Raw genomic sequence first — 23,634 nt, 5'->3', positions numbered from 1 at the left:
ATGATCCTGCATGAACTCATCTCGCTTGACGCGCTGCGCGTCATCTGGTGGCTGATCCTGGGTATTCTGCTGATCGGCTTTGCGCTGACCGACGGTTTCGATATGGGGACCGGCGCGCTGCTGCCCTTCATCGCCCGCACCGATATTGAGCGGCGCATCGTCATCAACACGGTCGGTCCGGTCTGGGAGGGCAATCAGGTCTGGTTCATCCTCGGCGGCGGCGCGATCTTCGCCGCGTGGCCGCCGCTTTACGGGGTCAGCTTCTCGGGCTTCTATCTGGCCATGTTCCTGATCCTCGCCGCACTGATCCTGCGGCCGGTCGGGTTCAAGTATCGCTCAAAGCGCGAGGGCAAACGCTGGCGGCAGGGCTGGGACTGGGCGCTGTTCATCGGCGGGGCCGTCCCCGCACTGCTGTTCGGGGTCGCGGTTGGCAATGTCCTGCTGGGCGTGCCGTTCCGGCTGACACCCGAACTGCTGTCGATTTATGAGGGCGGGGCGTTTGAAAAACTGTTCGGGCTGCTGCGCCCGTTCGCGCTGCTTTGCGGCGTGGTGTCGGTTGCCATGATCGTCATGCATGGGGCGGCGTGGCAGGTGCTCAAGACCGAATATCCGATCAACGACCGCGCGCGCCGCTACGGGATCACGGCGGCGATCATCGCCGCAGTCGGCTATGCCCTGGCCGGGATCTGGCTGGGCTTCGGGATCGAGGGGTATCAGTTCGTCACCCCGCCCGCGCCGAACGGCCCGTCAAACCCGCTGCTGAACGAGGTGACGCGCAGCGGAAGCTGGCTTGCCGCCTATGCCGCGCGTCCGTGGATCGTGATTGCGCCGCTGATGGGATTTGCCGGGATCGCCATGGTTCTGCGCGCTTTTCGCGACGGTGGCGACCTGTCGCCGCTCGGCTGGTCCAAGATGGCGATCTTCGGCATGATCTCATCCGTCGGGCTGACCATGTTTCCGTTTATCCTGCCGTCGAATATCAATCCGACCTCATCGCTGACGGTCTGGGACAGCTCCTCGTCGCGGCTGACGCTGTTCGTCATGCTTTGCGCGGCGGTCGTCTTCATGCCGATCATTCTCGCCTATACGGCGTGGGTCTATCGCGTCCTCTGGGGCAAGGTGACCGAGGATGATGTGACCGACCCCGAAACCCATGCTTATTGAGAGAGGCTGATATGTGGTATTTCGCCTGGATCCTCGGACTTCCGCTGGCGGCTTTGTTCGCCGTCGTCAACGCCATGTGGCTGGAGTTGCAGCATGACCGGCTGATGGTGGCCGGCACCCCGCCGGATGATGACGGGATCGCGCGCTGACGGAAAAAACTGCCGGATTGCCTTGAATGGGCGAGATATATTCCCAAGATGTAACCTATCTAAGGAACGTATTTCGCTTCATCAAGGATCAGAAAATGCACTATCCGGTTGATATGAGCACCCACCCCGAGGTCACGGCGTTTTTTGACGAGGCCAGCAATACGATCTCCTATGTCGTCAGGGATCCGGGTTCCGCAAGCTGCGCGGTGATCGACAGCGTCATGGATCTCGACTATGCGGCGGGCCGGATTACCTACGATCACGCCGACCGGATGATCGCGTTCATTCAGGAAAATGCCCTGACACTGGAATGGCTGATCGAGACGCATGTCCATGCCGATCACCTCTCCGCCGCGCCGTATATTCAGGACCGGCTTGGCGGCAAGCTGGGGATCGGGCGCAATATCACCGTCATTCAGAACAGCTTCGGCAAGATTTTCAACGAAGGGACGGAGTTCCAGCGGGACGGCAGCCAGTTCGACCGGCTGTTCGACGACGGTGATCGCTATGACATCGGCGGCATGAGCTGTTTCGCGATCCACACCCCCGGCCACACCCCCGCCTGCATGACCCATGTTATCGGCGATGCGGCCTTTGTCGGTGATACGCTGTTCATGCCGGATGGCGGCTCGGCGCGGGCGGATTTTCCGGGTGGCGATGCAGGTCAGCTTTATGACAGCATCCAGAAGGTGCTGGCCTTGCCCGACGAGATGCGGCTCTTCATGTGTCATGATTACGGCCCGAACGGGCGCGATATCCGCTGGGAAACCACGGTGGCGGAGGAAAAGGCCCATAACATCCATGTCGGCGGCGGCAAGTCGCGCGAGGAGTTCGTGAAATTCCGGACCGAACGCGATGCGACACTCGCCATGCCGCGGCTGATAAATCCGTCGCTGCAGGTGAATATGCGTGCAGGCGAGTTGCCTCCGGCGGAGGAAAACGGCAAACGCTATCTGAAGGTGCCGCTGAACGGGCTTTAAGCGACAGATGGGGAAGGATCGCGCCAATGGATGTCAGAAAGATCAACGACAGGATCTCGGTCGCTCCGCAGATCCTCCCGCAGGAAGTCGCAGAGGCGGCGGAGATGGGGTTCCGCACCATCATCTGCAACCGCCCCGATGGCGAGGAATCCGGTCAACCGGCGGAGGCAGACATCGCTGCGGCGGCGTCGGCGGCCGGTCTTGAATACCGCTTTCTGCCGATCTGGCCGGGCAGCTTCGATTCCGCTACGATTGACGGTTTCGGCGCGGCGCTGGAGGAGCTTCCCGGTCCCGTCCTTGCCTATTGTCGCAGCGGGACACGCAGCGCGACGGTCTGGTCGCTGTCGCAATCCGGTCGCCTGCCACCCGAGCAGATCCTGTCGGAAACCCGTGCAGCCGGATATGACCTCTCCGGCATAGCAGCGGCACTGCGCCAGCCGGAATAGGGCCTTGCCTCGCTGACCGGGTTGCGGCATCGCTGGGATATGGACGCGGTCAGGATCGACAAATTTCTCTGGGCGGCGCGGTTCTACAAGACCCGCGCCCTTGCGCAGGCCGAGATCGAGGCAGGTCGGGTCAAGGTCGATGGCGCTCGGGTGAAACCCGCCCGCCCGGTTCGCCCGGGGCTGGTGATCGAGCTTCGGCGCGGCCAGACCCGGCGCAGGATCGAGGTGCTGGACATCTCCGACCAGCGGGGCGGGGCACCGCAGGCGCAGCTTCTCTATCGCGATATTGATCCGCCCGAGAGGCTGGGTCTGTTCGATGAGGACTGATCGGGTCTAGTCCTGCACCTCAATCGCCAGCGCGTGAATGCGCCCGACAATATCGCCCAGTGTGCTGTGGATCAGCCGGTGCCTCGCCACCCGGTTCAGGCCCGAGAATTCAGGCGAGGCGATACGGACCCTGAAATGGGTCTCTCCGCCGTCGCGCCACCCGGCATGACCGCGATGCTGTTCGGATTCGTCGATCACCTCCAGCAGTGTCGGGTTCAGTTTTTTCAGTGCGTCACGCATTTCATCGGCGATCATTTGCCAGAGCCTCTTTCATCCGTTGGGAAATAGATTAGACTGTCGGACCCGATGAGAACAAGGCACGGGCCCATGACCAACTCAGACCCATTCGGATTCGATCTTTCGGCGAAGTCAGATAAAAAGCGGCGCAGCAAGGGCCGGCGCGGCATGACCGGCGCGTTCGAGACCTCGACGCGCATCTGCGACAAGGCAGGCTGCGAATTGCCCGGCCAGTACCGCGCGCCCAAGTCGCCGCGGGCGCTCGATGATTATTACTGGTTCTGCAAGGACCATGTGCGCGAGTACAACCTGAACTGGAATTACTTTCAGGGCCAGTCGGAGGAGGAGTTTCAGAACTTCCTCGACAATGCCACCGTCTGGGAACGCCCGACCAAGCCATTCGGCAAGGCCGCGCAGGAGCAGGCATGGGCGCGCCACGGCGTCAGCGACCCGCTGGAAATCCTTGGCGCGAACGGCACTGATCCGTCCGTGCGCGACACCGGCCCGCGCCGGAAGCTGCCGCCGACCGAGCGTCGCGCGCTCGACATTCTGGAGGCCAAGGATGGCTGGTCACGGGGCGAGATCAGGAAGCAATACAAGGCGCTGGTGAAGGTGCTGCACCCGGATATGAATGGCGGCGACCGCTCGGATGAGGAACGTCTGGCGGAGGTCGTCTGGGCCTGGGATCAGATCAAGGAAAGCCGCAACTTCCGCGACTGAAGCTGCATTTCATCCTGGTAAAAATATCCAGACGCGGGTGACGCCGGGCTGATCGCGGACCATAATGCGCGGCCCGGACGGAACGGCTCAGAAATCCGCCAGCCCGTCATCCGGATGCCCCTCGCGCGACAGCATGATCGCTATGGGCCGCAGCCACTGGATATGCGCGCAGACGATCATGACCGCGACCATGATCGGCACCGCCAGAAACATCCCCGGCAGCCCCCAGACCGCCCCCCAGAAGGCGAGCGACAGGATAATCCCGAAACTCGACAAACGCAGCGTCTGGCCCAGCAGCATCGGGTCCAGAACATTGCCGATGGCGAATTGGACAGCGGTACATGCCGCACCGACGATCAGGGTGGTGGTGACATCGGCGGTCAGAACATAGGTCAGTGCCGTGGCGATAAGCGTGGCGATGATCGATCCGACGGATGGAATGAAATTCAGCGCAAAGGTCAGCAGCGCAATGGCCCCGGCCAGCGGCAGACCGGCGGCGGTAAAGATACCCCAGACACAAAGCGAGGTCGCGGCACTCACCAACGTTTTGACCACCAGATAGCGGTTCACACGGTGCATGATCGACGAAATGATCTGCCGCATCCGCGCAGCCGATGCCGGATCCTCGACAAGGCTTTCGAGTTTACGCGGAAACCAGACCCGTTCGGCAAACATGAAGCCCACGAACAGGAAGATCAGCACCGCCGCTGACAGCACATCGGAGGCCCCGCCTGCCGCGCTTCGCATCCATCCGGTGAGGTTGAAATTCCGAATCGCGGTATCGACGGTTTCCTGCGCGTTCGGCCCCAGCCATTCCAGCAATGCGGGCAGCGCGGCCTGCATCTGCTCGGCATAGGAAATCGCCGTGGTCACGACCTCGTTCACCTGACTGACCACTGTCGCAGAGGCCCAGAGAAGCCCGATACCGATCAGCAGCAGGGCCAGCGTCGTTGCCAGCCAGTTCGGCACATGCTGCCGGGCGATGGCGCTGATCGCGTCAGAGGTCAGCGAGAAGATGATGATCGCGATCGCCAAGCAGATCAGCATGAACCGCGCCTGCACCAGAAGAAACAGCAGGATCGCGAAGGCGATGATGCCCAGAAATCCGGTCTGAAGCCGCTCCCGCAGCTGCTGGTTCTGTCCGTCCACGCGCGTCCTCACCTAAAATCAGCTTTCGCTGTTATCCTCAGTCTCTGTCTCATCCTCGCCCTGATCGGCGATGCGTGCAACGGAAACCACGGTTTCCCCGTTCGTGGTGTTGAACACCTTGACGCCGCCGGCGGAGCGTGAGCGGAAACTGATCCCTTCGACCGGCACCCGGATCGACTGCCCCCTGGAGGTGGCGAGCATGATCTGATCGTCCGGCTCTACCGGGAAGGAGGCGACCAGTGCGCCGCCGCGCAGCGCCTTGTCCATCGCCATGACACCCTGACCGCCGCGTCCGCGCAGCGGATAGTCGAAGCTGGAACTGATCTTGCCCGAGCCTTTTTCGGTGATGGTCAGGATCAGGTCTTCCGATGCAGACATCTCCGCATAGCGTTCCTGGGTGATCGTGCCTTCCGCCACGTTTTCCTCGTCCTCATCAGCCTCGGCTCCGTCATCGAGCGCACCGGCGACCGCGCGGCGCATTTTCAGATAGGCGGCACGTTCTGCCGGGTCGGCCTTGAAGTGGCGGATGACGGACATGGAGACGACAGTGTCGCCCTCTGCCAGCCGGATGCCGCGCACGCCCGTAGACGCGCGGCTCTGGAATACGCGCACATCAGTCGAGGCAAAGCGGATGGCGCGGCCCTTAGCGGTGACCATCATCACATCGTCATCATCGGTCGCCATGCGGACGCCAATCAGGCTGACGCCTTCGGGCAGTTTCATGGCGATCTTGCCGTTGCGCATGATATTGGTGAAGTCCGACAGCGCGTTCCGGCGCACATCGCCCGCATCCGTGGCGAAGATCACCTGATAATTATCCCATTCGCTTTCCGGCGCATCCATCGGCAGCAGTGCTGCAATCGAGGTTCCGCCGTCAATCGGCAGGATATTGACCAAAGCCTTGCCGCGCGCGGTCCGCCCGCCGAGCGGCAGGCGCCATGTTTTCAGCCGGTAAACCATGCCGTCCGTGGTGAAGAACAGCAATTCGGTGTGGGTGTTGGCGACGAAGAGCGTGGTGACCACGTCATCCTCTTTCGTGGCCATCCCCGACAGGCCCTTGCCGCCACGCTTCTGGGCGCGGAACTCGGCCAACGCAGTGCGCTTGATATAGCCGCCCGAGGTGATCGTGACGACCATGTCTTCACGCTCGATCAGGTCCTCGTCGTCCATATCCCCGGCCCAGTCGAGGATCTCCGTCCGGCGCGGCACGGCGAAAAGCTCTTTCACCTCGTTCAACTCGTCCGAGATGATACCCATGATCCGCTCGCGGCTGGCGAGGATCGCCAGATATTCACGGATATTATCGGCCAGCGATTTCAACTCGTCGGTGATTTCCTGAACGCCAAGCTGGGTCAGACGCTGCAGCCGCAGTTCGAGGATCGCGCGCGCCTGCGTTTCCGACAGGTAATAAGTGCCGTCATCATTGACCGGGTGGCGCGGATCGTCGATCAGCTTGAGATATTCAAGGATCTCATGCGCCGGCCAGCGGCGCTCCATCAGGCGGCGGCGCGCTTCTGCCGCGTCGGCTGAGGCACGGATGGTTTCCACCACCTCATCCACATTCGACACAGCGACGGCCAGACCGCAAAGCACATGGCTGCGCTCCCGTGCCTTGCGCAGTTCATATGCGGTCCGGCGGGCAACGACTTCTTCGCGGAAGCTGATGAAATAGGTCAGAAAATCGCGCAGACCAAGCTGCTCCGGCCTGCCGCCGTTCAGCGCCAGCATATTGGCGCCGAAGCTGGTCTGCATCGGGGTAAAGCGGAACAACTGGTTCAGAACGACTTCGGGCGTCGCATCCCGTTTCAACTCGATCACCACGCGGACGCCGTGACGGTCGGATTCGTCCTGCACATGGGCGATGCCCTCGATCCGCTTTTCCTTGGCCATCTCCGCGATCTTCTCGATCATCACGGATTTATTGACCTGATAGGGGATCTCGTCGATGACGATGGCATAGCGGTCGCGCTTGGTTTCCTCGATCCGGGTCTTGGCCCGCAGCGGGATGGAACCGCGCCCTTCCAGATAGGCCTTGCGGATGCCGGACCGCCCCAGAATCGTGCCGCCGGTCGGGAAGTCGGGGCCGGGAATGATCTCCATCAGCCGCTCGGTCGAGAGGTCCGGTTCCTGAATGAGTGCCAGGGTGCCGTCAATCACCTCGCCCAGATTATGGGGCGGAATATTCGTGGCCATACCGACGGCGATACCGCCCGCGCCATTGACCAGCATATTCGGAAAACGTGCGGGCAGGACCGTGGGTTCGCGGTCCTTGCCGTCATAGTTGTCCTGAAAATCGACCGTATCCTTGTCGATATCGGCCAGCAGGAAATCTGCAGGCTTGTCCATGCGGACCTCGGTGTAGCGCATGGCCGCCGCACTGTCGCCGTCCATCGAGCCGAAATTGCCCTGACCGTCCAGAAGCGGCAGCGACATCGAGAAATCCTGCGCCATCCGCACGAGCGCGTCATAGATCGCCGCATCGCCGTGGGGGTGATATTTACCCATGACATCGCCGACCGGACGGGCCGATTTGCGATAGGATTTGTCATGCGTGTTGCCGGTTTCGTGCATCGCAAACAGGATGCGGCGATGAACCGGTTTCAAACCGTCGCGCAGATCGGGGATCGCACGGCTGACAATGACCGACATGGCATAGTCGAGATAGCTCGACCGCATCTCATCGGTGATGTCGATCTGCGGTCCGTCATGGGGCATCACGGCCCGTTCCGGGGGCAGCCCGTCGCCGCCGTTATTATCCATCGTCAGATCGTCGTCGTCGGGGGTATCAGCCACGGGTTACGCCTCAAGATATTGTTGAGGCGCGGTATAGCATCTGCTCTGGGTGGGGTGCAATCGCCCCTATGAAGCCTGTGTGACGGTCGGTCGCCACCCACGGGCGGAGATCGCCCAGATCACTGTCAGAATGGCCGAGCAGATCGCGTTCCATGCCGCCATCGTCAGGCCGAGGAAATACCATTGCGGCTCGTCACAGCGCACGACAGGCGCGGATTGAAGCTGCGTCATCAGATCCTGCGTCGACATGGTGGCCAGATCGCGGATGGTCCCGGTGCAGGCGGTCGGGCCTTCCCACCATCCCTGCTCGACCCCGACATGATAGAAGGCGATCCCGCAGGCCGTGGCCGTCGCCAGCGCGCCGAGCCAGCGCCAGATCGGATTGTTGCTGACCACAAGCACCACAAGGGCGATGATCGCAGCGACCAGATGCGGCCAGCGTTGAAGGATGCACAACTCGCAGGGAACATAGCCGATGGCCTGAAAACCCAGCGCGGCGATCAGCAGCCCGGCCGATCCGGCCCCCGCCAGAACGCCAAGATTTCGGTCAGAGATGGTCATAGATATTTCACCAGATAGAACCCGCCGATCAAGGCGACCATGAACAATGTGAAGATAATACCAAGGCGCCGCTCGATAAAATCACGGATAGGTGCGCCGAAACGCCACAGCAGCCAGGCAACGATCAGAAACCGTGCCGCGCGCGAGACGATGCAGGCCATCACAAACACCGCGATATTAAGCTGAACCGCGCCCGAAAAGATCGTGATGACCTTGAACGGGAAGGGTGTCAGCCCCGCGATCAGAACCGCCCACACCCCCATCTCGTCGAACCGGGCGGCGAGATCGGCGAAATCGCCTTCCTTGCCGTAGGCTGCGAGGATCTGGTTGCCCAGCGTGTCCATGAACGCCGCGCCGATCCAGTAACCGAGCAGCGCGCCAAGAACCGATCCGGCCGTTGCGACCAGTGCGATCCTGAACCATTCCGGCCGCGCGGCCAGCACCATCGGAATGATCAGCACATCGGGTGGGATGGGAAAGAACGAGCTTTCCACAAAAGCGACCGCGAAAAGTGCCCATAACGCATATGGACGCGCGGCGAGATCCATGGTCCAGTCATAAAGCCGTCTGAGCATGGCGGGTTCCTTTCGCTGGCCCCCTGTCGCGCGGCTGGCGGGAACCGTCAAGCCCGGTTCGGGTTACGCTTTGGTGAAAAGACGCCCCGACAAGGGTTTGACGACGATAATGCGAGGGGAAACGCATGGAATGGCGCGGGAAGCGAGGCAGCCGCAACGTTGAGGACCGCCGCAGGATGAGCGGCGGCAGGGCAGGCTCGATCGGTCTGGTCGGGATGCTGGCGGTGCTTGGCTTCGGATATTTTTTCGGCATCGACATCTCGCCTATGGTCTCCGGCATGCAGCAGGGGCAAAATTCCAGCGGTTCGCGTGAGCTGACCGCGGAAGAGCAGCGCATGGGCGAATTCGTGTCGGTGATCCTTGCCGAAACCGAGGATGTGTTCGGCGCGGCTATCGGCGGAAATTATCAGGACCCGCAGATGGTGCTGTATTCCGGCACCACGACGTCAGGATGCGGCGGCGCATCGGCGCAGATGGGGCCGTTTTATTGTCCGGCGGACCAGAAGGTCTATCTCGACACGGATTTCTTCACGGTCATGGATCAGCGCATGGGGGCAGGCGGCGATCTGGCCGCAGCTTACGTCATCGCGCATGAGGTCGGCCATCACGCGCAGAACCAGCTTGGCATTCTGCCGAAGGTGACCCAGATGCGCCAGCAATCCAGCGAGCGGGATTCGAACGCGCTTTCAGTCCTGACCGAGCTTCAGGCCGATTGTTTCGCGGGCATGTGGGCACGGAATTCGGCGCAGGATCTGCGGATCACCCGCGAAGATATCGGCGAGGCGATGGATGCCGCTGCCGCCGTCGGGGATGATGCGCTGATGCAAAGCGCCGGACGGGCGGTTGTGCCGGATGCGTTTACCCACGGCTCGTCAGCGCAGCGTCAGGAATGGTTCATGCGGGGCTTTGACAGTGGCTCGCTGAATGCCTGCAACACATTCGGCGAAGCGGGGCTGTAACCCCGGGCAGGGACCGCTTGCCCTTGCGTCAAATCAGCGCGGCAGGCGAGGGCCGCGACCCCGCTCCAGCGTCGCCCATTCCGGCCACCAGCCCAGCCATTCCAGCCCGGCCATGACCAGCCCGGCGGCGAGGATGGCAAAAACCATGATCACGAACTTCATGCTGGGCGGTCTGCGCGCCCATCTTGAGGCCCGGATCAGCCAGTTCAGGTTGTTCATCCGCGTCCCCTGCGTTATGTGCGGCCCTTGCAGCGCAGCCACTGACGGAAACCTCTTTGCCCCATCGGTCTGAAACTCGCAAACTGCCATATGCGGCGCGTCAGATGTACGATCTGGTCGCGGATGTCGAGCGTTATCCGGAATTTCTGCCCTGGAACAGTGCCGCCCGGATCCGGTCCCGCAAGCCCGGTGTGGACGGGTCCGAGGTGATCGAGGCGGATCTGGTCATCTCCTTCAAGGTGTTTCGCGAACGTTTTGGCAGCCGTGTCACCCTGTGGCATGAGGCGATGAAGATCGACACAGATTATCTCGACGGGCCGTTCAAATATCTCCACAGCGGCTGGAACTTCCGCGAGCTGGACAAGGACAGCTGCGAGATCGATTTCTTCGTCGATTTCGAGTTTCGCAATGCCTTGCTGGCCCGCCTCATCGGCGTTGTCTTTGACGAGGCGATGAGCCGTATCGTCCGCGCCTTCGAAGAGCGGGCGCACCAGCTTTACGGCTGATCGCCGTTATCCTGATCGTCACCAAGGCTCAGCGGCCATTCGCTCATCTCGCGCGCGACATCGTCGTCCAACGGCGTATCAAAGCTGTTCACGATGAACCCCAGAACGGAGTAGAAACCAACCGTCGCCATCACGTCCAGTATCCCCTTGGGACCGACAAGGTCACCAAGCCGGGCGTGTGTGTCATCGGTCAGGCGGCGTTGGTCGAACAACTCGTCAACGGCGCGTGCAATCGTCGCATCGTCTCCGCTTATGCCCGTCAAAGGACCTGCGATCCGCGCGATCCTGATATCGTCTATGCCGACCTTTCTGGCGCGATGAATATGGTGCGCCCATTCATAGGCAGAACCGAGCCGGTGTCCGGTGCGCAGGATCACAATCTCCGATTGCTGTGGAGTCAGCGCCGGGGCCGTAACCACATGCCCCCGCAGCGGCGCCCAGGCGTTCAGCAAATCCGGGTGATGGGCCATCGTACGGTAGACATTGAGCGCGGTCGCAAACCCGCCCTGAAGCGCGGATGCCGATTCGGGCCAGTCTTCGTCGGAAATCGGACTGAAATCATGCTGCATCGCGGTATCTCCATCTGCGCGAGGCTGTTACGGCGTCAGGCTGTCATATTCTCCTCCTTACCTTCAAGCATGCATCGTCGCCATGTCAGTGGCAGCGACCGAATTTATCTGGAACGGGCGAATGCCGGTAGATTGAGCCTATTGCCGGAACTGCGTGCTGAGCAATGATTTTTTAGATAAAATTCAAATTATTATTTGATATAAATGACGTAACCGATCTGCTATTCGTGGGCTGTTGCACTTTTCCTCAAGATATTGGACGCTTTCGGTGTAACCAACACGGGAGTTAAAAAATGAACTTCATCAAGACCGCCACAGCAGTCCTTGCGCTGTCCGCAGCCGCGGGCGCCGCGAATGCGCAGGAAGAACGGTTCATGACCATCGGCACGGGCGGCCAGACGGGCGTCTACTATGTTGTCGGCCAGTCGATTTGCCGCCTTGTGAACCGGAATTCGGCGGAAACCGGGATCAAATGCACCGCGCCCTCGACCGGCGGGTCGGTCGCGAATGTCAACGCGATCAAGTCGGGTGACATGACGATGGGCGTGGCCCAGTCCGACATCCAGTATCATGCGTATAACGGCACGTCGCCGGAATTCGAAGGTGACAACAAATTCGAAAACCTGCGCTCCGTCTTTTCCGTCCATCCGGAGCCTTTCACCGTTGTCGCCCGCAAAGACGCCAATATTGCAGGCTTTGACGATCTCAAGGGTAAGCGGGTCAATGTCGGCAACCCCGGCTCGGGCCAGCTTGCGACCATGCAGGTTGTGCTGGACGCCAAGGGCTGGACGATGGACGATTTCTCGCTCGCCTCCGAACTGAAACCGGCGGAACAGTCTGCGGCACTGGGTGACAACAAGGTCGATGCCATCGTCTATACGGTTGGCCACCCGAACGGGTCGATTCAGGAAGCCACCTCGACGGTCGAGGCGAATCTGGTGCCGGTCGAGGGGCCGGAGATCGACGCGCTGATCGAAGAAAACCCGTACTACGCCAAGGCCACGATTCCCGGCGGCATGTATGCCGGCACGGATGAGGACACCAACACCTTCGGCGTGAAAGCGACCTTCGTGACCTCCGCCGATGCGCCCGAGGATATGGTGTATGAAACCGTCAAGGCCGTGTTCGATAATTTCGACCGCTTCAAGGGCCTGCACCCGGCTTTCGCCAACCTGACGCCGGAGGCGATGGTCAGCGAAGGCAACTCCGCCCCGCTGCATCCGGGGGCCGAGAAATACTATCGGGAGCAGGGCTGGATCGAGTGATCCGCGCCTGAAAATACGACTCGGATAAGTATAATTTGGCGGCTCCGCTCTTGCAGCGGGGCCGTTTATTTATAACAGTTGAGTGAAGATAAGTGACAAAACCGGAGAAACCGGGTTCTAACGGGGAGCGGACATGACCGAGAATAATGAGCCGAAACGGCCTGATCCGGCGCAGCGCAAGGGGCGACCGGGCGATCAGATGGAGGCCTCCGCCGTGGAGATGGAGGCCGCCGGGCATGGTGGTCTTAACCAGAGCGAACTGGATGAGTTGGTTGCGTCATCGGATACCGGCGCGCGGACCCCGGCTGGCTGGGTCGGCCGCGCGATCCTGATCGTTGCGTTCTGCTGGTCGCTGTTCCAGATCTGGATCGCCTCTCCGCTGCCGTTCATCCTCGAATTCGGGATTCTGAACGACACCGAAACCCGGTCCATCCACCTCGCCTTCGCCATGTTCCTCGCCTATCTGGCCTATCCGGCGGAGCGAACCCCGGTGCAGCTTGGCCTGTCGCTGGCAGTGCCGGTCGTCATGACGATCCTGTTCATCGTCGGCGCGGATGGCGGCAATGCCTGGTGGATCGTGCTGATCGGCGCGGCGATGATGGTGGCGATCCTGCTCGGCAGCCCGAAAAACAGGGTGCCGCCGTGGGAATGGGCGCTGGCCATCGTTTCGGTCTTTGCGGCGCTTTATATTTATATCTTCTACGATTCCATTGCGACGCGGGTCGGCAACCCGAATCTTCAGGACATGGTTGTCGCGGTCATGGGGCTGCTGCTGCTGCTAGAGGTCACGCGGCGCGCGCTTGGCCCGGCGCTGATGATCGTGGCGACGGTGTTCCTCGCCTATACCTTCCTCGGCCCCTATATGCCGGATATTATCGCGCATAAGGGCAACTCGCTGTCGGAGGTTGCGAACCACCAATGGATCACGACCGAGGGTGTGTTCGGCATCGCGCTCGGCGTTTCGACCAGCTTCGTGTTCCTGTTCGTGCTGTTCGGTGCGCTGCTGGATAAGGCCGGGGCGGGCAATTATTTCATTCAGGTTGCGTTCAGCCTGATGGGCCATATGCGCGGCGGACCGGCGAAAGCGGCGGTCGTCAGCTCGGCCATGACCGGGCTGATCTCGGGCTCGTCGATTGCCAACGTGGTGACGACGGGGACGTTCACCATTCCGCTGATGAAAAAGGTCGGCTTCAGTTCCGAAAAAGCGGGCGCGGTCGAGGTGGCGTCTTCGGTCAACGGTCAGATCATGCCGCCCGTGATGGGGGCCGCGGCCTTCCTGATGGTCGAATATGTGGGCATCCCCTATTTCGACGTGGTCAAGCATGCGTTCCTGCCTGCAACGATTTCCTATATCGCGCTTGTCTATATCGTCCATCTGGAGGCGATGAAGGCGAATATGCAGGGCCTTCCGCGCCCTTATGAGCCGGGGCCGTGGATGCGCCGTATCGTCGGTTTCGTGTTTGGCGTTGCCGTGATTTCCGCACTGTCGATGCTGGTCTATTACGGCATGGGCTGGGTCCGTCCGGCCTTCGGCGCGGCGGCGGGCTATGTCATCTTCGGCTTCCTTGCAGTCGTCTATCTGGCGCTGCTCTGGGTCGGATCGCGCGAGGAGCCGCTGGAGATCGACGATCCGAATGCGGAGGTCACGCAACTGCCGATGCCGGGTCCGACGGTCCGCTCCGGCCTGCATTTCCTGCTGCCGGTGGTGGTTCTGGTCTGGGCGCTGATGGTGGACCGGCTGTCACCCGGCCTGTCGGCCTTCTGGGCGACCGCGTTCATGATCTTCATCCTTGTGACCCAGCGTCCGCTGATGGTGATGATGCGGGGCGAGGACCGGACCCATAACAACAGTGTCGGCGCGGCGTTCCGGGCGGGCGTTGATGACCTTGTTGACGGTATGATCTCCGGCGCGCGCAATATGATCGGGATCGGTATCGCGACCGCCACGGCGGGGATTATCGTCGGTGTCGTCAGCCAGACCGGGGTCGGCGCGGCGCTGGCCGATGTGGTCGAGGTGCTGTCCGGCGGCAATCTGCTGGCGATCCTGTTCCTGACAGCGGTTCTGTCGCTGATCCTGGGGATGGGGCTGCCGACAACGGCGAACTATATCGTCGTCTCGGCGCTGCTTGCGCCGGTGATCGTGACGCTCGGCCAGCAGAACGGGCTGATTGTGCCGCTGATCGCGGTGCATCTGTTCGTGTTCTATTTCGGGATCATGGCGGATGTGACGCCCCCCGTGGGGCTGGCCTCCTTCGCGGCGGCGGCCGTGTCGGGCGGCGATCCGATCAGGACCGGGGTTGTCGCCTTCTTCTACAGCCTGCGGACGGCGGCGCTGCCGTTCCTGTTTATCTTCAACACCGATCTGCTGCTGATCGACGTGGGCTGGCTGCACGGAATATTCGTGTTCATTACGGCGACGCTGGCCATGCTGCTGTTTGCGGCGGCAACACAGGGCTGGTTCCTGACCCGGAACAATATTCTGGAAACCGTGGCGCTGCTGCTGGTGGCCTTCACCATTTTCCGCCCGGGTTTCTGGATGGATATGGTCGCCCCGCCCTGGGACGATTTGCCGCCCGCGCAGCTTGAGCAGGCATTGGAAGATGCGCCTGTGGGCGAGCCGTTCCGCCTGTCCGTTGCCGGTCTGAATGCGGTTGGCGATCCGGTGGAGTTCCGCGTCGAACTGCCCGTGCCCGAGGGGGAGACGGGGGCGGACCGTCTTGCCGCGCTCGGGATCGAGACGATCCAGAACGGCGATCAGGTGATGATCGACAATGTTGCCTTCGATAGCCCCGCAGCAGAGGCCGGCCTTGACTGGGATCAGGAAATTCAGCTTGTCCGCGCGCCCGCTGATGCCCCGTCGAAATATCTGATGTATATCCCGGCCTTCCTGCTTCTGGCCTTCGTTGTCTGGATGCAGCGTCGCCGGGCCGGGCCGGGTGATTCCGGTGTGGCGGCGCAGCCTGCCGCGACCTGAGGAGGAACGTATCATGTTCAAGACAATCCTGATGCCGATCGACCTTCAGCATAAATCGAGCTGGTCGCGCGCGCTGCCAGCCGCGCGGGCGCAGCTGGGTGAGGGGGTGGAACTGCATCTGCTGGGCATCGTCCATGATGTCGGCAATGCCTGGGTCGCCAGCTATCTGCCGAAAGGTTATGAGCAGCGGGCGCTGGAGGAAATGAAGGCGGAGCTCGACAGTTTCGTCGCGCGCGAGCTGGCGGATGTCGACGGGGTCACGACCCATGTCGGATATGGCCATGTCGCGGAGACCATTGTGGAGACTGCGGACCGGATCGGGGCCGATCTGATCGTCATGGCGTCACGGTCGCCGGATGAGCTTCGGACCTTTCGTATCGCCAGCCAGGGCGACCGGGTCGTGCGCCACTCCCCGATCAGCGTACTGATCGTTCGCTGATCATGTCACCGGCCCGTTCACGCTGGGCATAGGGTGTCAAAGCTCGATTGGCGGGGGCGGGGCGAGGTCATCTTGCGGCTCTCGCCCGTTTTCGCCCGGATTTCCGGATTTGTTCCCGTCAGGCAAAAGCCGCTGCAATTCATTGGTGGAGGGCGGCGGCGGCGCATCGGCGCGGCGGCGGATGATATGTCGCCATTGGGCAGGCGTTCGGGACGCTGGTAATTGCCGATATCGTCCATCAAACCCGCCAATTCCTCGAAAGCCGGGCCGAATTCGGTGACGGTTTCGGCAAGCTCATTGCCCAACCCCTCCAGATGCGGCTGAAAACGCTGGAACATCTCGTTCATCATGCTCTCGATGCCCTGCTCAAAATCTGAAAGCGGCTCGTCCGGGGCGGTCACGGGCGGCTCCTCGGCAGGGGGCATTTGCCATTCCTGCGCGGACAGCGGCGCGATGACCGACAGGGAGAGGGCCATTGATGCGAGGAAAATGCGGGTCATGGGGACGCCTCCGGCGGTTGGGTGTGATGGGAGAACCGGACAAGGCCCGGTTGAGTTCCGGCGCAGTGTCAGCCCGGGCTTCTGCTCGCGCGGAATTGTTCCCAGGCCGTGTTGATGGCACGGGTACGGGCCTCCGCCAGCCGGATTGCCTCACGCGGCAGGCCGGCAGCGATGGCGCGGTCCGGGTGGTGTTCGTTCAGCAATTCGCGCCACCGTGCGCGCCCTTCGGCCAGTGTCGCATCCGGCGGCAGGCCAAGCTGCTGACAGGGCGGGCAGGCGGCTTCGGCATCATGCCGCGCGATGATGGTTGCGAGCCGTTCCTGCGGGACCGAAAAGATCCGGCTTATATCGTCCAGCATCGCCCGCTCGGCCGTGTGCATCGTCCCGTCGGCAGTTGCGATGATCACCAGCCCCTCGATCACGTTTTCCAGTGCGGGATCGCCGGGGCGGAACAAACGCGCGATCCGGTGCGCCCATGCGTCGTAACCCGCGACGTTCTGCCGGGCGAGATCGAAGACGCGGGCGGCGTTTTTTTCCTCCCCGCGGGGGATTTTGAACACCCGCCGAAATGCGGCCACCTCGGAGCGGTCGACCCGCCCGTCAGCCTTGGCCAGCTTCGCCCCGAGCGAGATCACAGCTATGGTAAACGCCACCGATTTTTCCGGCGGCGTTGCCGGTCTTTTCGATCCCATGAATGCGGCAAGCCGGTCCGCGATCCGCTGCCAGAAGCTGCGCGGGCGGGGAAGTTCGGGGGCCTGTGCGGGTACAACGTCTTTCATTCTGCGGATGCTAACTGGAATTTCCGCGTCACGCCAGACGCCCGGTCACCGATCTTGAGAATCGGCAAAGCCGGGCTGAACGCTGTACCGGAGATCAACCCTCGGCACTGAATCCATATGTTTCAGTCACATAGTCGATATCCTTGTCACCGCGCCCGGACAGGTTGATGAGGATGGTCTTGCCGGGATGTTTCGGCGCCTCGCGCAGCGCAAAGGCAACTGCATGGGCGCTTTCGAGTGCCGGGATGATCCCCTCGCGCCGGGACAGGCGATAGAAGGCGTCAAGCGCCTCCTTATCATCCGCCGCACTATATTGCGCGCGTCCGATCTTGCGCAGATAGGCATGTTCCGGGCCGACGCCGGGGTAATCCAGCCCCGAGGCGACGGTGTGGACCGGGGCCGGATTGCCATCGGCATCCTTCAGCACCACGGTTTTGAAGCCATGAATATCGCCATCCTCGCCATAGGTCAGCGTGGCCGCGTGATCGCCCAGCTTGGAAGAGGTGCCGAGCGGTTCGACCCCGTGCAACTCCACCTCCTCATCGTCGATGAAACCGGCGAACAGACCCATTGCGTTTGAGCCGCCACCGACACAGGCGGCAACCATGTCGGGCAGGCGGCCCGTCATTTCGAGGAATTGCTCGCGCGATTCGATCCCCACGACATGCTGGAAATCGCGCACCATCATCGGGAAGGGATGCGGGCCGACGACGCTGCCGATGGCGAATAGCGCATGCTCCGCCTGCGCGACATAGGATTGGAAACAGCTATCCACGGCCTCTTTCAGGGAGCGTCCGCCAAAGCTGACCGGCACGACCTCCGCGCCGAGCAGCTTCATCCGGGTCACGTTCGGGGCTTCCTTGGCGATATCGATCTCGCCCATATGAATCTCGCAATCGAGCCCGAAATAGGCCGCCGCCGTCGCCAGCGCCACGCCGTGCTGGCCCGCCCCGGTTTCGGCCATGACCTTGGTCTTGCCCATATGCTTGGCCAGCAGGACTTCTGCCATGCAATGGTTCAGCTTATGCGCGCCGGTATGGTTCAGATCCTCCCGCTTGGCATAGATCTGCGCGCCGCCGCAATCGGCGGACAGGTTGCCGAAATAGCTGATCGGGGTCGGGCGGCCCTGAAAATGCTTGCGGATATAGCGCAGCTCGTTGATGAAATCCGCCGACCGTGACAGCCGCAGATAGGCCTGATGGATCGCGTTGAAATGCTCCACCAGAACCGGCGGAAGCTCCGCACCGCCATAAGGACCGAAGAAGCCATTCGCATCGGGGTGCGATTTCAGATAACCCATATCAGTATTCCCTGCTCAGTTGCGTCCGTCGATACGGACGAAGTCCATTACGCTGCCGGTGCCTTTTTCAATCTCGGCCCAGTCCTCAATCTGAAAATCGACCACCAGAGTCGCCGCCGTCGGATAGCGCCGGAAATCGGGATCCATCGGCACCCGCGCCGGCAGGCTTTCGGCCAGTTCCGCGATGCCGGGATTATGGCCGATCATCATCACGGTCTGATGCTTCGCGGTCTTGAGGATCTTCAACATCTCCGCCGGGCGGGCGTGATACAGCCCGTTCTCGATGCGCAGATCGGGCCGCACCTCAAGCGTCGCGGCAGAGATATATTCCCATGTCTGCCGGGTCCGCAGAGAGGGCGAACACAGCACCTCCTCCGGTTCATAGCCGCGCGAGGCGAGGAAATCCCCCAGCAAAAGCGCGGCGCGGCGGCCACGCGCGTTCAGCGGGCGGTCGGAATCATCGAGCGTCGGATCGTCCCATGCCGATTTTGCGTGGCGGGTGAGGATCAGACGGCGATAGCCAGATGGGGTCATATGCAACAAAGCCTCGATTGCCACGCAAGATTGACAAATCCTGCCATAGGTTTAGCGAATAGGGCAAGCGCCTGAATCGCAAGAAATATGCGTTTTTGTACGTTTCTTCAACGTGATGCGGGTGTTATTGCTGTCAGGCATTTTCAAATCGCACCAGCGGCCTGCCGCAGCCCGCGCGGTTTCACCCGCGGCTCGGTCGAGCGGATCAGGCTGCCCGCCCCGTGTTCGGTGAACAACTCCAGAAGGCAGGCATTCGGCACCCGCCCGTCAAGGATCACCACGGCGCGCACACCCTCTGCGATTGCGTTCAGTGCGGTTTCGGTCTTGGGGATCATACCCCCCGCGATTGTGCCGTCAGCGATCATGGCGCGGACCTGATCGGGGGTCATCTGGGTGATAACCTCGCCCGATTTGTCCTTGACGCCTGACACATCGGTCAGCAGCAGCAGCCGGTCGGCCTGAAGTGCGCCGGCAATTGCACCTGCCGCCGTGTCGCCATTGACGTTGAAGGTCTCGTTATCCGCCATGCCGGTCGCGACCGGCGCAATCACCGGAATCAGCCCGGCCTTATAAAGATCGCGGATGATCTGGATATTCATTTCGACCGGCTTGCCGACGAAGCCCAGTTCCGGGTCATCGGCCTCGCACACCATCAGGTCGTCATCCTTGCCGGAAATCCCGATGGCCCGCCCGCCCGCGTCATTGATTGCCTGAACGATGCGCTTGTTGACGAGGCCGGAGAGAACCATCTCCACCACCTCGACGGTTTGCTTGGTGGTGACGCGCTTGCCGCGCACGAAATGGCTTTCGATCCCCAGCCTGCCCAGCAGATCGTTGATCATCGGTCCGCCGCCATGCACCACGACCGGATGAATGCCGACCTGCTTCATCAGCACGATGTCAGAGGCGAATTTCGCCATCTCCGCATCGTCGCCCATGGCATTGCCACCGAACTTCACCACGACCACGGCATCGGAATATCGCTGCATATAGGGCAGGGCTTCGGACAATGTCGTTGCGGCGGCGGCGAAGTCTCGGTTCATGTCCTGCTGTCTCATCATGCGTTCCCTGTGGTTGGAAGCACGTTAGGGGCAGCGACACGCCGCGTCCAGAGCTACACGCCCCGTAGGGTGCGCTTCAGCGCACCACCCAAAACCGCCCCCTAATCCAACCCGCCAATAATCGCGCGCAGCGTCGCAATTCCCTGACCCTTGTCGGACGAGGTCACCACAAGCTCAGGAAAAGCCGCAGGATGTTTCTGCAATTCATCCTCGACCTGCGCCAGAACCGGCTTGATGGCGTTCGGCCCCAGCTTGTCGGCCTTGGTCAGCACCACCTGAAACGGCACTGCGGATTTATCGAGCAGCGTCATGATCTCGTGATCCACGGGTTTGATCCCGTGGCGCGAATCGATCAGGCAGAAGGCGCGCCGCAGTGTCGGTCTGCCCGCGAGGTAATTTTTCAGCAATTCCTGCCATTTTTTCACCACGGCAACCGGGGCTTTGGCAAACCCATAGCCGGGCAGATCGACGAGATAGGCCCGCTGACCGAGCGCGAAATAGTTGATTTCCTGCGTGCGGCCCGGTGTGTTCGAGGCGCGCGCGATCCCCTTGCGCCCGGTCAGCGCATTGATCAGGCTGGATTTGCCGACATTGGATCGTCCGGCGAAACATATCTCGGGCCGGTCGGCGGGTGGCAACCCATCCATTGCGACCACGCCTTTGACGAAATCAACCGGCCCGGCGAAAAGCTGGCGCGCGGCTTCCGCCTCGGCAGGGTCCGGCTCGCCCGCGACAGGGAAGGAGACCTTCATGCGCCATCCGCCGCATTTGGATCAGGCGCAGGCGCGTCAGCCACGATCACCTCGTCCATCGGCGCGATATCCGCACCGTCGATCACCTCGGCATAGACGCCGAAATTCGTGTGGTCGTATTTTTCGTTGACGATTTGCACCATCGAACGATCCGGTCTGCCGGTTTCGGTATCGACCGCCGTCGCTGCACAGCGGCCAATCGGTTCGCGCACGATCAGACGCGCCGCGCCGATGCGGATTTCGCGACCGATCCAGTCGAGTTCCTCGAACGGTTCCCCGCCCTCAATCCAGAGATTGCCGCGCCATCTTTCCACGCCGATACGGTGACCGACATGAATCTCGATTTCGCGCAGGCTCTCGATTGAATTGATCGAAACATAGGGATTCTTCGCATCCGTCAGCGGCACCGAACCGCTGACCAGACGGGACGGGGCCGGCTTGTCCTCCGGCCAGAGCGGACGCAGCCAGTCGATCAGCCGTGCCTCGTCCTCATCCTTGGTCGGGTCGACGGAAATATCCGCTTGATCCGGGTGGCTGAGCATCAGTTTCCCATTGCTCAACCCGCCACTGATCGCTTGCAGAGACGGGCCTGCCGCGCCGCGCAGGAAGGCGGATTTCGGCATCCAGCCGTCCAGACCATCCGCATCACCCAGCTTCTCCGCCGAGGCCTCGTGCATGACCGCCCAGTGCCGGTCGAAGGGCAGACGTTCACCCTTGGTCAGCTTTACGCGATCCAGCTTCTGGCGTCCGATGGCTTTCAACGGATAGCGCCAGATCTGTGCGAGGCGGATCATTCTTTTTTCTTCTTGGGCCGTACGCTGTCACGGATATTTCCGAACAGGTTCGGCGGGCTGCCATGCATCGACATGATCGTGTATTGCTGCAGGATCGTGATGACGTTGTTGGTGATCCAGTAGAGCACCAGACCCGAGGCGAAACCGCCCAGCATGAACATGAACACCCACGGCATCCAGGCGAAGATCATTTTCTGCGTCGGATCTGCGGGTGCCGGGTTCAGCTTCTGCTGGAGCCACATGGAGATACCCAGAATGATCGCCATGACCGACAGCGAGATGATCCCGATCATGCTGTCGCGCGCCGGGGCGGCATAGGGCAGCAGTCCGAACAGGTTCAGGATCGAGGACGGATCGGGCGCGGACAGGTCGCGGATCCAGCCGATCCACGGCGCGTGGCGCAGTTCCAGCGTGACGAAAATCACCTTGTAAAGGCTGAAGAAGATGGGAATCTGGATCAGGATCGGCAGACAGCCTGCCGCCGGATTGACCTTCTCCTTCTTGTAGAGCGCCATCATCTCCTGCTGCATCTTGGCACGGTCGTCGCCGACACGCTCTTTCAGCGCCTCCATCTGGGGCTGCAGCTCACGCATCCGCGCCATCGAGACGTAGGATTTGCGCGCCAGCGGGAACACAAGCGCCTTGAGGATGAAGGTCAGGGCGATGATCGACCAGCCCATATTGCCGAGGAAACCGTTCAGCCAGTGCAGCAGGCGGAAAATCGGCTTGGTCAGGAAGTAGAACCAGCCCCAGTCGATGGAATCGACGAAACGCTGAATGCCCGGATCCTGCTCGTAACCGCGGATGGTTTCCCATTCCTTGGCCCCGGCAAACAGATAGCTCTCGCTCGACGCGCTGGCGCCGGCTGCGACCGTGATCACCGGAAAGCGGGTTTCGGTCTGATAGATATCCAGGCCTTCGGTATATTTCGCGACTGCGCGGAAGGGCTGGCCCGACACCGGAGCAAGCGTGGTCATCCAGTATTTATCGGTGAACCCGATCCAGCCGCTTTCCGCCACGTCGATGATTTCGGCCCGGCCGTCTCCAGCCACCGGGTCGAAATCCGGCATCTTCTTGTACTTGGTCTCCATCAGCTCGCCATCGGTCATGGCGACCATACCCTCATGGAGAACAAAGAAATTCTGCGTGTCAGGTTGGCCGTGGCGGGCGATGATGCCGTAAGGGGCGGCCTCAAATGGCGTATCGGAAGTGTTTTCGACCGATTGCGTGACAGTAAACAGGAATTTGTCGTCCAGCGTGTAATGACGGCGGAAGATCTGGCCTGCACCGTTATCCCAGCGAAGCGTGACCGGGCTGTCAGGGCCCAGCGTATCACCCGATTCCACCTCCCAGACGGTTCCGGTGCCCGGAACCAGCGACGGATCGGCGCCTGCAACAGGGCTCCAGCCATAGATGACGTAATAGGGTTTCTGCCCGGCCAGCCCGGGGTCGTTCGGGTTCAGCTGGTTGGCAACGGTTGGTGTCAGGACCCGCACGTCGGGCGACGATTCATCCAGCGTCTCGCGGTAGTTCTTCAGCAGAAGATCATCAATCCGGCCGCCTGCCAGCGACAGCGAGCCTTCCAGCGACGGGCTGTCGATGCTGATCCGTGCCGCCGTGGCCGAGACATCATCGCTCGCCGCAACCGCCGCGCCGCCCGTCACCGCATTGCCGCTGGTCACCGGCGCTGCCGGTGTCGCGGGTGCGCCGGTTTCGGTCTGCACGGTTTCGTCGACCGGTGCCGGCGGCGGAGGCTCCGGGGCGAAGAAGCTGTACCATACCAGAACCACCAGCATGGACAGAACCATCGCCAGGATCAGATTGCGGTTGTTATCTTCCATACGAGACTGAGCCCTCTGTTGTCAGGGGTGGGTTCAACAGA

26 protein-coding genes are annotated in these 23,634 nt (G+C 61.6%); 11 read left to right on the top strand and 15 right to left on the bottom strand.

The window, feature by feature from the left end; all coding sequences use genetic code 11:
- From cydB to PAF12_RS06615, 5 genes are all read left to right on the top strand, one after another.
- The gene (cydB, locus tag PAF12_RS06635) at nucleotides 1-1,164 is read left to right on the top strand and encodes a cytochrome d ubiquinol oxidase subunit II (protein WP_271109354.1); all 1,164 of its coding nucleotides are present in this window, start codon (nucleotides 1-3) and stop codon (nucleotides 1,162-1,164) included.
- An 11-nt stretch (nucleotides 1,165-1,175) separates the two neighbouring features.
- Complete coding sequence (cydX, locus tag PAF12_RS06630; protein WP_271109352.1) at nucleotides 1,176-1,313, top strand: cytochrome bd-I oxidase subunit CydX; 138 nt, start codon at nucleotides 1,176-1,178, stop codon at nucleotides 1,311-1,313.
- A gap of 95 nt (nucleotides 1,314-1,408) precedes the next feature.
- On the top strand, nucleotides 1,409-2,293 hold the full coding sequence (locus PAF12_RS06625) for an MBL fold metallo-hydrolase (protein WP_271109350.1): 885 nt from the start codon (nucleotides 1,409-1,411) through the stop codon (nucleotides 2,291-2,293).
- Nucleotides 2,294-2,319: 26 nt separating this feature from the next.
- Complete coding sequence (locus PAF12_RS06620; RefSeq protein ID WP_271109348.1) at nucleotides 2,320-2,739, top strand: TIGR01244 family sulfur transferase; 420 nt, start codon at nucleotides 2,320-2,322, stop codon at nucleotides 2,737-2,739.
- A gap of 39 nt (nucleotides 2,740-2,778) precedes the next feature.
- A complete protein-coding gene (locus PAF12_RS06615; RefSeq protein ID WP_271109346.1) occupies nucleotides 2,779-3,066 on the top strand; it encodes an RNA-binding S4 domain-containing protein in 288 nt (95 codons plus the stop codon).
- Nucleotides 3,067-3,072: 6 nt separating this feature from the next.
- Here the strand turns inward: PAF12_RS06615 and PAF12_RS06610 are convergent, their stop codons facing one another.
- On the bottom strand, nucleotides 3,073-3,321 hold the full coding sequence (locus PAF12_RS06610) for a BolA family transcriptional regulator (protein ID WP_271109344.1): 249 nt from the start codon (nucleotides 3,319-3,321) through the stop codon (nucleotides 3,073-3,075).
- 72 nt (nucleotides 3,322-3,393) lie between these two features.
- On the opposite strand from PAF12_RS06610, the gene PAF12_RS06605 reads away from it, so the two are divergent.
- Nucleotides 3,394-4,023, top strand: coding sequence for a J domain-containing protein (locus PAF12_RS06605; RefSeq protein ID WP_271109342.1), 630 nt, complete (start codon nucleotides 3,394-3,396; stop codon nucleotides 4,021-4,023).
- An 87-nt stretch (nucleotides 4,024-4,110) separates the two neighbouring features.
- On the opposite strand, the gene PAF12_RS06600 is transcribed toward PAF12_RS06605, so the two are convergent.
- The 4 genes from PAF12_RS06600 to PAF12_RS06585 form a co-directional block, all read right to left on the bottom strand.
- Complete coding sequence (locus PAF12_RS06600) at nucleotides 4,111-5,184, bottom strand: AI-2E family transporter (protein ID WP_271109341.1); 1,074 nt, start codon at nucleotides 5,182-5,184, stop codon at nucleotides 4,111-4,113.
- Between the two features lie 6 nt (nucleotides 5,185-5,190).
- Nucleotides 5,191-7,932 carry a DNA gyrase subunit A gene (gyrA, locus tag PAF12_RS06595; RefSeq protein WP_271109661.1) on the bottom strand — a complete coding sequence of 914 codons (2,742 nt, stop codon included), beginning with the start codon at nucleotides 7,930-7,932 and terminating at the stop codon, nucleotides 5,191-5,193.
- A 99-nt stretch (nucleotides 7,933-8,031) separates the two neighbouring features.
- The gene (locus tag PAF12_RS06590; RefSeq protein WP_271109340.1) at nucleotides 8,032-8,526 is read right to left on the bottom strand and encodes a disulfide bond formation protein B; all 495 of its coding nucleotides are present in this window, start codon (nucleotides 8,524-8,526) and stop codon (nucleotides 8,032-8,034) included.
- Nucleotides 8,523-9,101 (bottom strand): YqaA family protein, encoded by a 579-nt coding sequence (locus PAF12_RS06585; protein ID WP_271109338.1) that lies wholly within the window; start codon nucleotides 9,099-9,101, stop codon nucleotides 8,523-8,525. Before PAF12_RS06585 ends, PAF12_RS06590 begins: the two co-directional genes overlap by 4 nt.
- 125 nt (nucleotides 9,102-9,226) lie before the next feature.
- Here PAF12_RS06585 and PAF12_RS06580 point away from each other — a divergent pair, with 125 nt between their 5' ends.
- A complete protein-coding gene (locus PAF12_RS06580) occupies nucleotides 9,227-10,060 on the top strand; it encodes a neutral zinc metallopeptidase (protein ID WP_271109337.1) in 834 nt (277 codons plus the stop codon).
- Between the two features lie 33 nt (nucleotides 10,061-10,093).
- Here PAF12_RS06580 and PAF12_RS06575 read toward each other — a convergent pair whose 3' ends face one another.
- Nucleotides 10,094-10,279, bottom strand: a complete 186-nt coding sequence (locus PAF12_RS06575) for a hypothetical protein (RefSeq protein ID WP_271109335.1) — start codon at nucleotides 10,277-10,279, stop codon at nucleotides 10,094-10,096.
- A gap of 56 nt (nucleotides 10,280-10,335) precedes the next feature.
- Here PAF12_RS06575 and PAF12_RS06570 point away from each other — a divergent pair, with 56 nt between their 5' ends.
- Complete coding sequence (locus PAF12_RS06570; protein ID WP_271109334.1) at nucleotides 10,336-10,785, top strand: type II toxin-antitoxin system RatA family toxin; 450 nt, start codon at nucleotides 10,336-10,338, stop codon at nucleotides 10,783-10,785.
- Here the strand turns inward: PAF12_RS06570 and PAF12_RS06565 are convergent.
- Nucleotides 10,776-11,354: a carboxymuconolactone decarboxylase family protein gene (locus PAF12_RS06565; protein WP_271109333.1), complete on the bottom strand. Its 579-nt coding sequence runs from the start codon at nucleotides 11,352-11,354 to the stop codon at nucleotides 10,776-10,778. The two genes, PAF12_RS06570 and PAF12_RS06565, sit on opposite strands and share 10 nt — an antisense overlap.
- A gap of 293 nt (nucleotides 11,355-11,647) precedes the next feature.
- On the opposite strand from PAF12_RS06565, the gene PAF12_RS06560 reads away from it, so the two are divergent.
- The 3 genes from PAF12_RS06560 (at nucleotide 11,648) to PAF12_RS06550 (ending at nucleotide 16,032) form a co-directional block, all read left to right on the top strand.
- Nucleotides 11,648-12,619 carry a TAXI family TRAP transporter solute-binding subunit gene (locus tag PAF12_RS06560; protein WP_271109331.1) on the top strand — a complete coding sequence of 324 codons (972 nt, stop codon included), beginning with the start codon at nucleotides 11,648-11,650 and terminating at the stop codon, nucleotides 12,617-12,619.
- A 133-nt stretch (nucleotides 12,620-12,752) separates the two neighbouring features.
- Nucleotides 12,753-15,593 (top strand): TRAP transporter permease, encoded by a 2,841-nt coding sequence (locus PAF12_RS06555; RefSeq protein ID WP_271109329.1) that lies wholly within the window; start codon nucleotides 12,753-12,755, stop codon nucleotides 15,591-15,593.
- Between the two features lie 13 nt (nucleotides 15,594-15,606).
- On the top strand, nucleotides 15,607-16,032 hold the full coding sequence (locus PAF12_RS06550; protein WP_271109328.1) for a universal stress protein: 426 nt from the start codon (nucleotides 15,607-15,609) through the stop codon (nucleotides 16,030-16,032).
- 17 nt (nucleotides 16,033-16,049) lie between these two features.
- On the opposite strand, the gene PAF12_RS06545 is transcribed toward PAF12_RS06550, so the two are convergent.
- From PAF12_RS06545 to yidC, 8 genes are all read right to left on the bottom strand, one after another.
- Nucleotides 16,050-16,532, bottom strand: coding sequence for a hypothetical protein (locus PAF12_RS06545; RefSeq protein ID WP_271109326.1), 483 nt, complete (start codon nucleotides 16,530-16,532; stop codon nucleotides 16,050-16,052).
- Between the two features lie 68 nt (nucleotides 16,533-16,600).
- Nucleotides 16,601-17,311: a TerB family tellurite resistance protein gene (locus PAF12_RS06540; RefSeq protein ID WP_271109324.1), complete on the bottom strand. Its 711-nt coding sequence runs from the start codon at nucleotides 17,309-17,311 to the stop codon at nucleotides 16,601-16,603.
- Nucleotides 17,312-17,405: 94 nt separating this feature from the next.
- Nucleotides 17,406-18,611, bottom strand: coding sequence for a tryptophan synthase subunit beta (trpB, locus tag PAF12_RS06535; RefSeq protein ID WP_271109322.1), 1,206 nt, complete (start codon nucleotides 18,609-18,611; stop codon nucleotides 17,406-17,408).
- 15 nt (nucleotides 18,612-18,626) lie between these two features.
- On the bottom strand, nucleotides 18,627-19,145 hold the full coding sequence (locus PAF12_RS06530) for a histidine phosphatase family protein (protein ID WP_271109320.1): 519 nt from the start codon (nucleotides 19,143-19,145) through the stop codon (nucleotides 18,627-18,629).
- Between the two features lie 143 nt (nucleotides 19,146-19,288).
- Entirely contained in the window at nucleotides 19,289-20,188 is a 900-nt protein-coding gene (gene argB, locus PAF12_RS06525) for an acetylglutamate kinase (RefSeq protein ID WP_271109660.1), read from the bottom strand.
- 119 nt (nucleotides 20,189-20,307) lie between these two features.
- Complete coding sequence (gene yihA, locus PAF12_RS06520; protein WP_271109318.1) at nucleotides 20,308-20,958, bottom strand: ribosome biogenesis GTP-binding protein YihA/YsxC; 651 nt, start codon at nucleotides 20,956-20,958, stop codon at nucleotides 20,308-20,310.
- The gene (locus PAF12_RS06515; RefSeq protein WP_271109316.1) at nucleotides 20,955-21,752 is read right to left on the bottom strand and encodes an MOSC domain-containing protein; all 798 of its coding nucleotides are present in this window, start codon (nucleotides 21,750-21,752) and stop codon (nucleotides 20,955-20,957) included. Before PAF12_RS06515 ends, yihA begins: the two co-directional genes overlap by 4 nt.
- Nucleotides 21,749-23,593 (bottom strand): membrane protein insertase YidC, encoded by a 1,845-nt coding sequence (gene yidC, locus PAF12_RS06510; protein WP_271109315.1) that lies wholly within the window; start codon nucleotides 23,591-23,593, stop codon nucleotides 21,749-21,751. Before yidC ends, PAF12_RS06515 begins: the two co-directional genes overlap by 4 nt.
- Nucleotides 23,594-23,634: the final 41 nt, after the last annotated feature.

The sequence above is a fragment of the Paracoccus sp. SCSIO 75233 genome (genome assembly GCF_027912675.1).
Lineage (GTDB): Bacteria > Pseudomonadota > Alphaproteobacteria > Rhodobacterales > Rhodobacteraceae > Paracoccus.
Note: the sequence above shows the minus strand (reverse complement) of the source record. Positions and strands in the feature narration are given on the sequence as shown.

Excerpts from the sequence above, each read along its gene's own strand:
- cydB (WP_271109354.1), top strand. The coding sequence starts at position 1 with ATGATCCTGCATGAACTCATCTCGCTTGACGCGCTGCGCGTCATCTGG.
- cydX (WP_271109352.1), top strand. The coding sequence starts at position 1,176 with ATGTGGTATTTCGCCTGGATCCTCGGACTTCCGCTGGCGGCTTTGTTC.
- PAF12_RS06625 (WP_271109350.1), top strand. The coding sequence starts at position 1,409 with ATGCACTATCCGGTTGATATGAGCACCCACCCCGAGGTCACGGCGTTT.
- PAF12_RS06620 (WP_271109348.1), top strand. The coding sequence starts at position 2,320 with ATGGATGTCAGAAAGATCAACGACAGGATCTCGGTCGCTCCGCAGATC.
- PAF12_RS06615 (WP_271109346.1), top strand. The coding sequence starts at position 2,779 with ATGGACGCGGTCAGGATCGACAAATTTCTCTGGGCGGCGCGGTTCTAC.
- PAF12_RS06610 (WP_271109344.1), bottom strand. The coding sequence starts at position 3,321 with ATGATCGCCGATGAAATGCGTGACGCACTGAAAAAACTGAACCCGACA.
- PAF12_RS06605 (WP_271109342.1), top strand. The coding sequence starts at position 3,394 with ATGACCAACTCAGACCCATTCGGATTCGATCTTTCGGCGAAGTCAGAT.
- gyrA (WP_271109661.1), bottom strand. The coding sequence starts at position 7,932 with ATGGATAATAACGGCGGCGACGGGCTGCCCCCGGAACGGGCCGTGATG.
- PAF12_RS06590 (WP_271109340.1), bottom strand. The coding sequence starts at position 8,526 with ATGACCATCTCTGACCGAAATCTTGGCGTTCTGGCGGGGGCCGGATCG.
- PAF12_RS06585 (WP_271109338.1), bottom strand. The coding sequence starts at position 9,101 with ATGCTCAGACGGCTTTATGACTGGACCATGGATCTCGCCGCGCGTCCA.
- PAF12_RS06580 (WP_271109337.1), top strand. The coding sequence starts at position 9,227 with ATGGAATGGCGCGGGAAGCGAGGCAGCCGCAACGTTGAGGACCGCCGC.
- PAF12_RS06575 (WP_271109335.1), bottom strand. The coding sequence starts at position 10,279 with ATGAACAACCTGAACTGGCTGATCCGGGCCTCAAGATGGGCGCGCAGA.
- PAF12_RS06565 (WP_271109333.1), bottom strand. The coding sequence starts at position 11,354 with ATGCAGCATGATTTCAGTCCGATTTCCGACGAAGACTGGCCCGAATCG.
- PAF12_RS06560 (WP_271109331.1), top strand. The coding sequence starts at position 11,648 with ATGAACTTCATCAAGACCGCCACAGCAGTCCTTGCGCTGTCCGCAGCC.
- PAF12_RS06555 (WP_271109329.1), top strand. The coding sequence starts at position 12,753 with ATGACCGAGAATAATGAGCCGAAACGGCCTGATCCGGCGCAGCGCAAG.
- PAF12_RS06550 (WP_271109328.1), top strand. The coding sequence starts at position 15,607 with ATGTTCAAGACAATCCTGATGCCGATCGACCTTCAGCATAAATCGAGC.
- PAF12_RS06545 (WP_271109326.1), bottom strand. The coding sequence starts at position 16,532 with ATGACCCGCATTTTCCTCGCATCAATGGCCCTCTCCCTGTCGGTCATC.
- PAF12_RS06540 (WP_271109324.1), bottom strand. The coding sequence starts at position 17,311 with ATGAAAGACGTTGTACCCGCACAGGCCCCCGAACTTCCCCGCCCGCGC.
- trpB (WP_271109322.1), bottom strand. The coding sequence starts at position 18,611 with ATGGGTTATCTGAAATCGCACCCCGATGCGAATGGCTTCTTCGGTCCT.
- PAF12_RS06530 (WP_271109320.1), bottom strand. The coding sequence starts at position 19,145 with ATGACCCCATCTGGCTATCGCCGTCTGATCCTCACCCGCCACGCAAAA.
- argB (WP_271109660.1), bottom strand. The coding sequence starts at position 20,188 with ATGAACCGAGACTTCGCCGCCGCCGCAACGACATTGTCCGAAGCCCTG.
- yihA (WP_271109318.1), bottom strand. The coding sequence starts at position 20,958 with ATGAAGGTCTCCTTCCCTGTCGCGGGCGAGCCGGACCCTGCCGAGGCG.
- PAF12_RS06515 (WP_271109316.1), bottom strand. The coding sequence starts at position 21,752 with ATGATCCGCCTCGCACAGATCTGGCGCTATCCGTTGAAAGCCATCGGA.
- yidC (WP_271109315.1), bottom strand. The coding sequence starts at position 23,593 with ATGGAAGATAACAACCGCAATCTGATCCTGGCGATGGTTCTGTCCATG.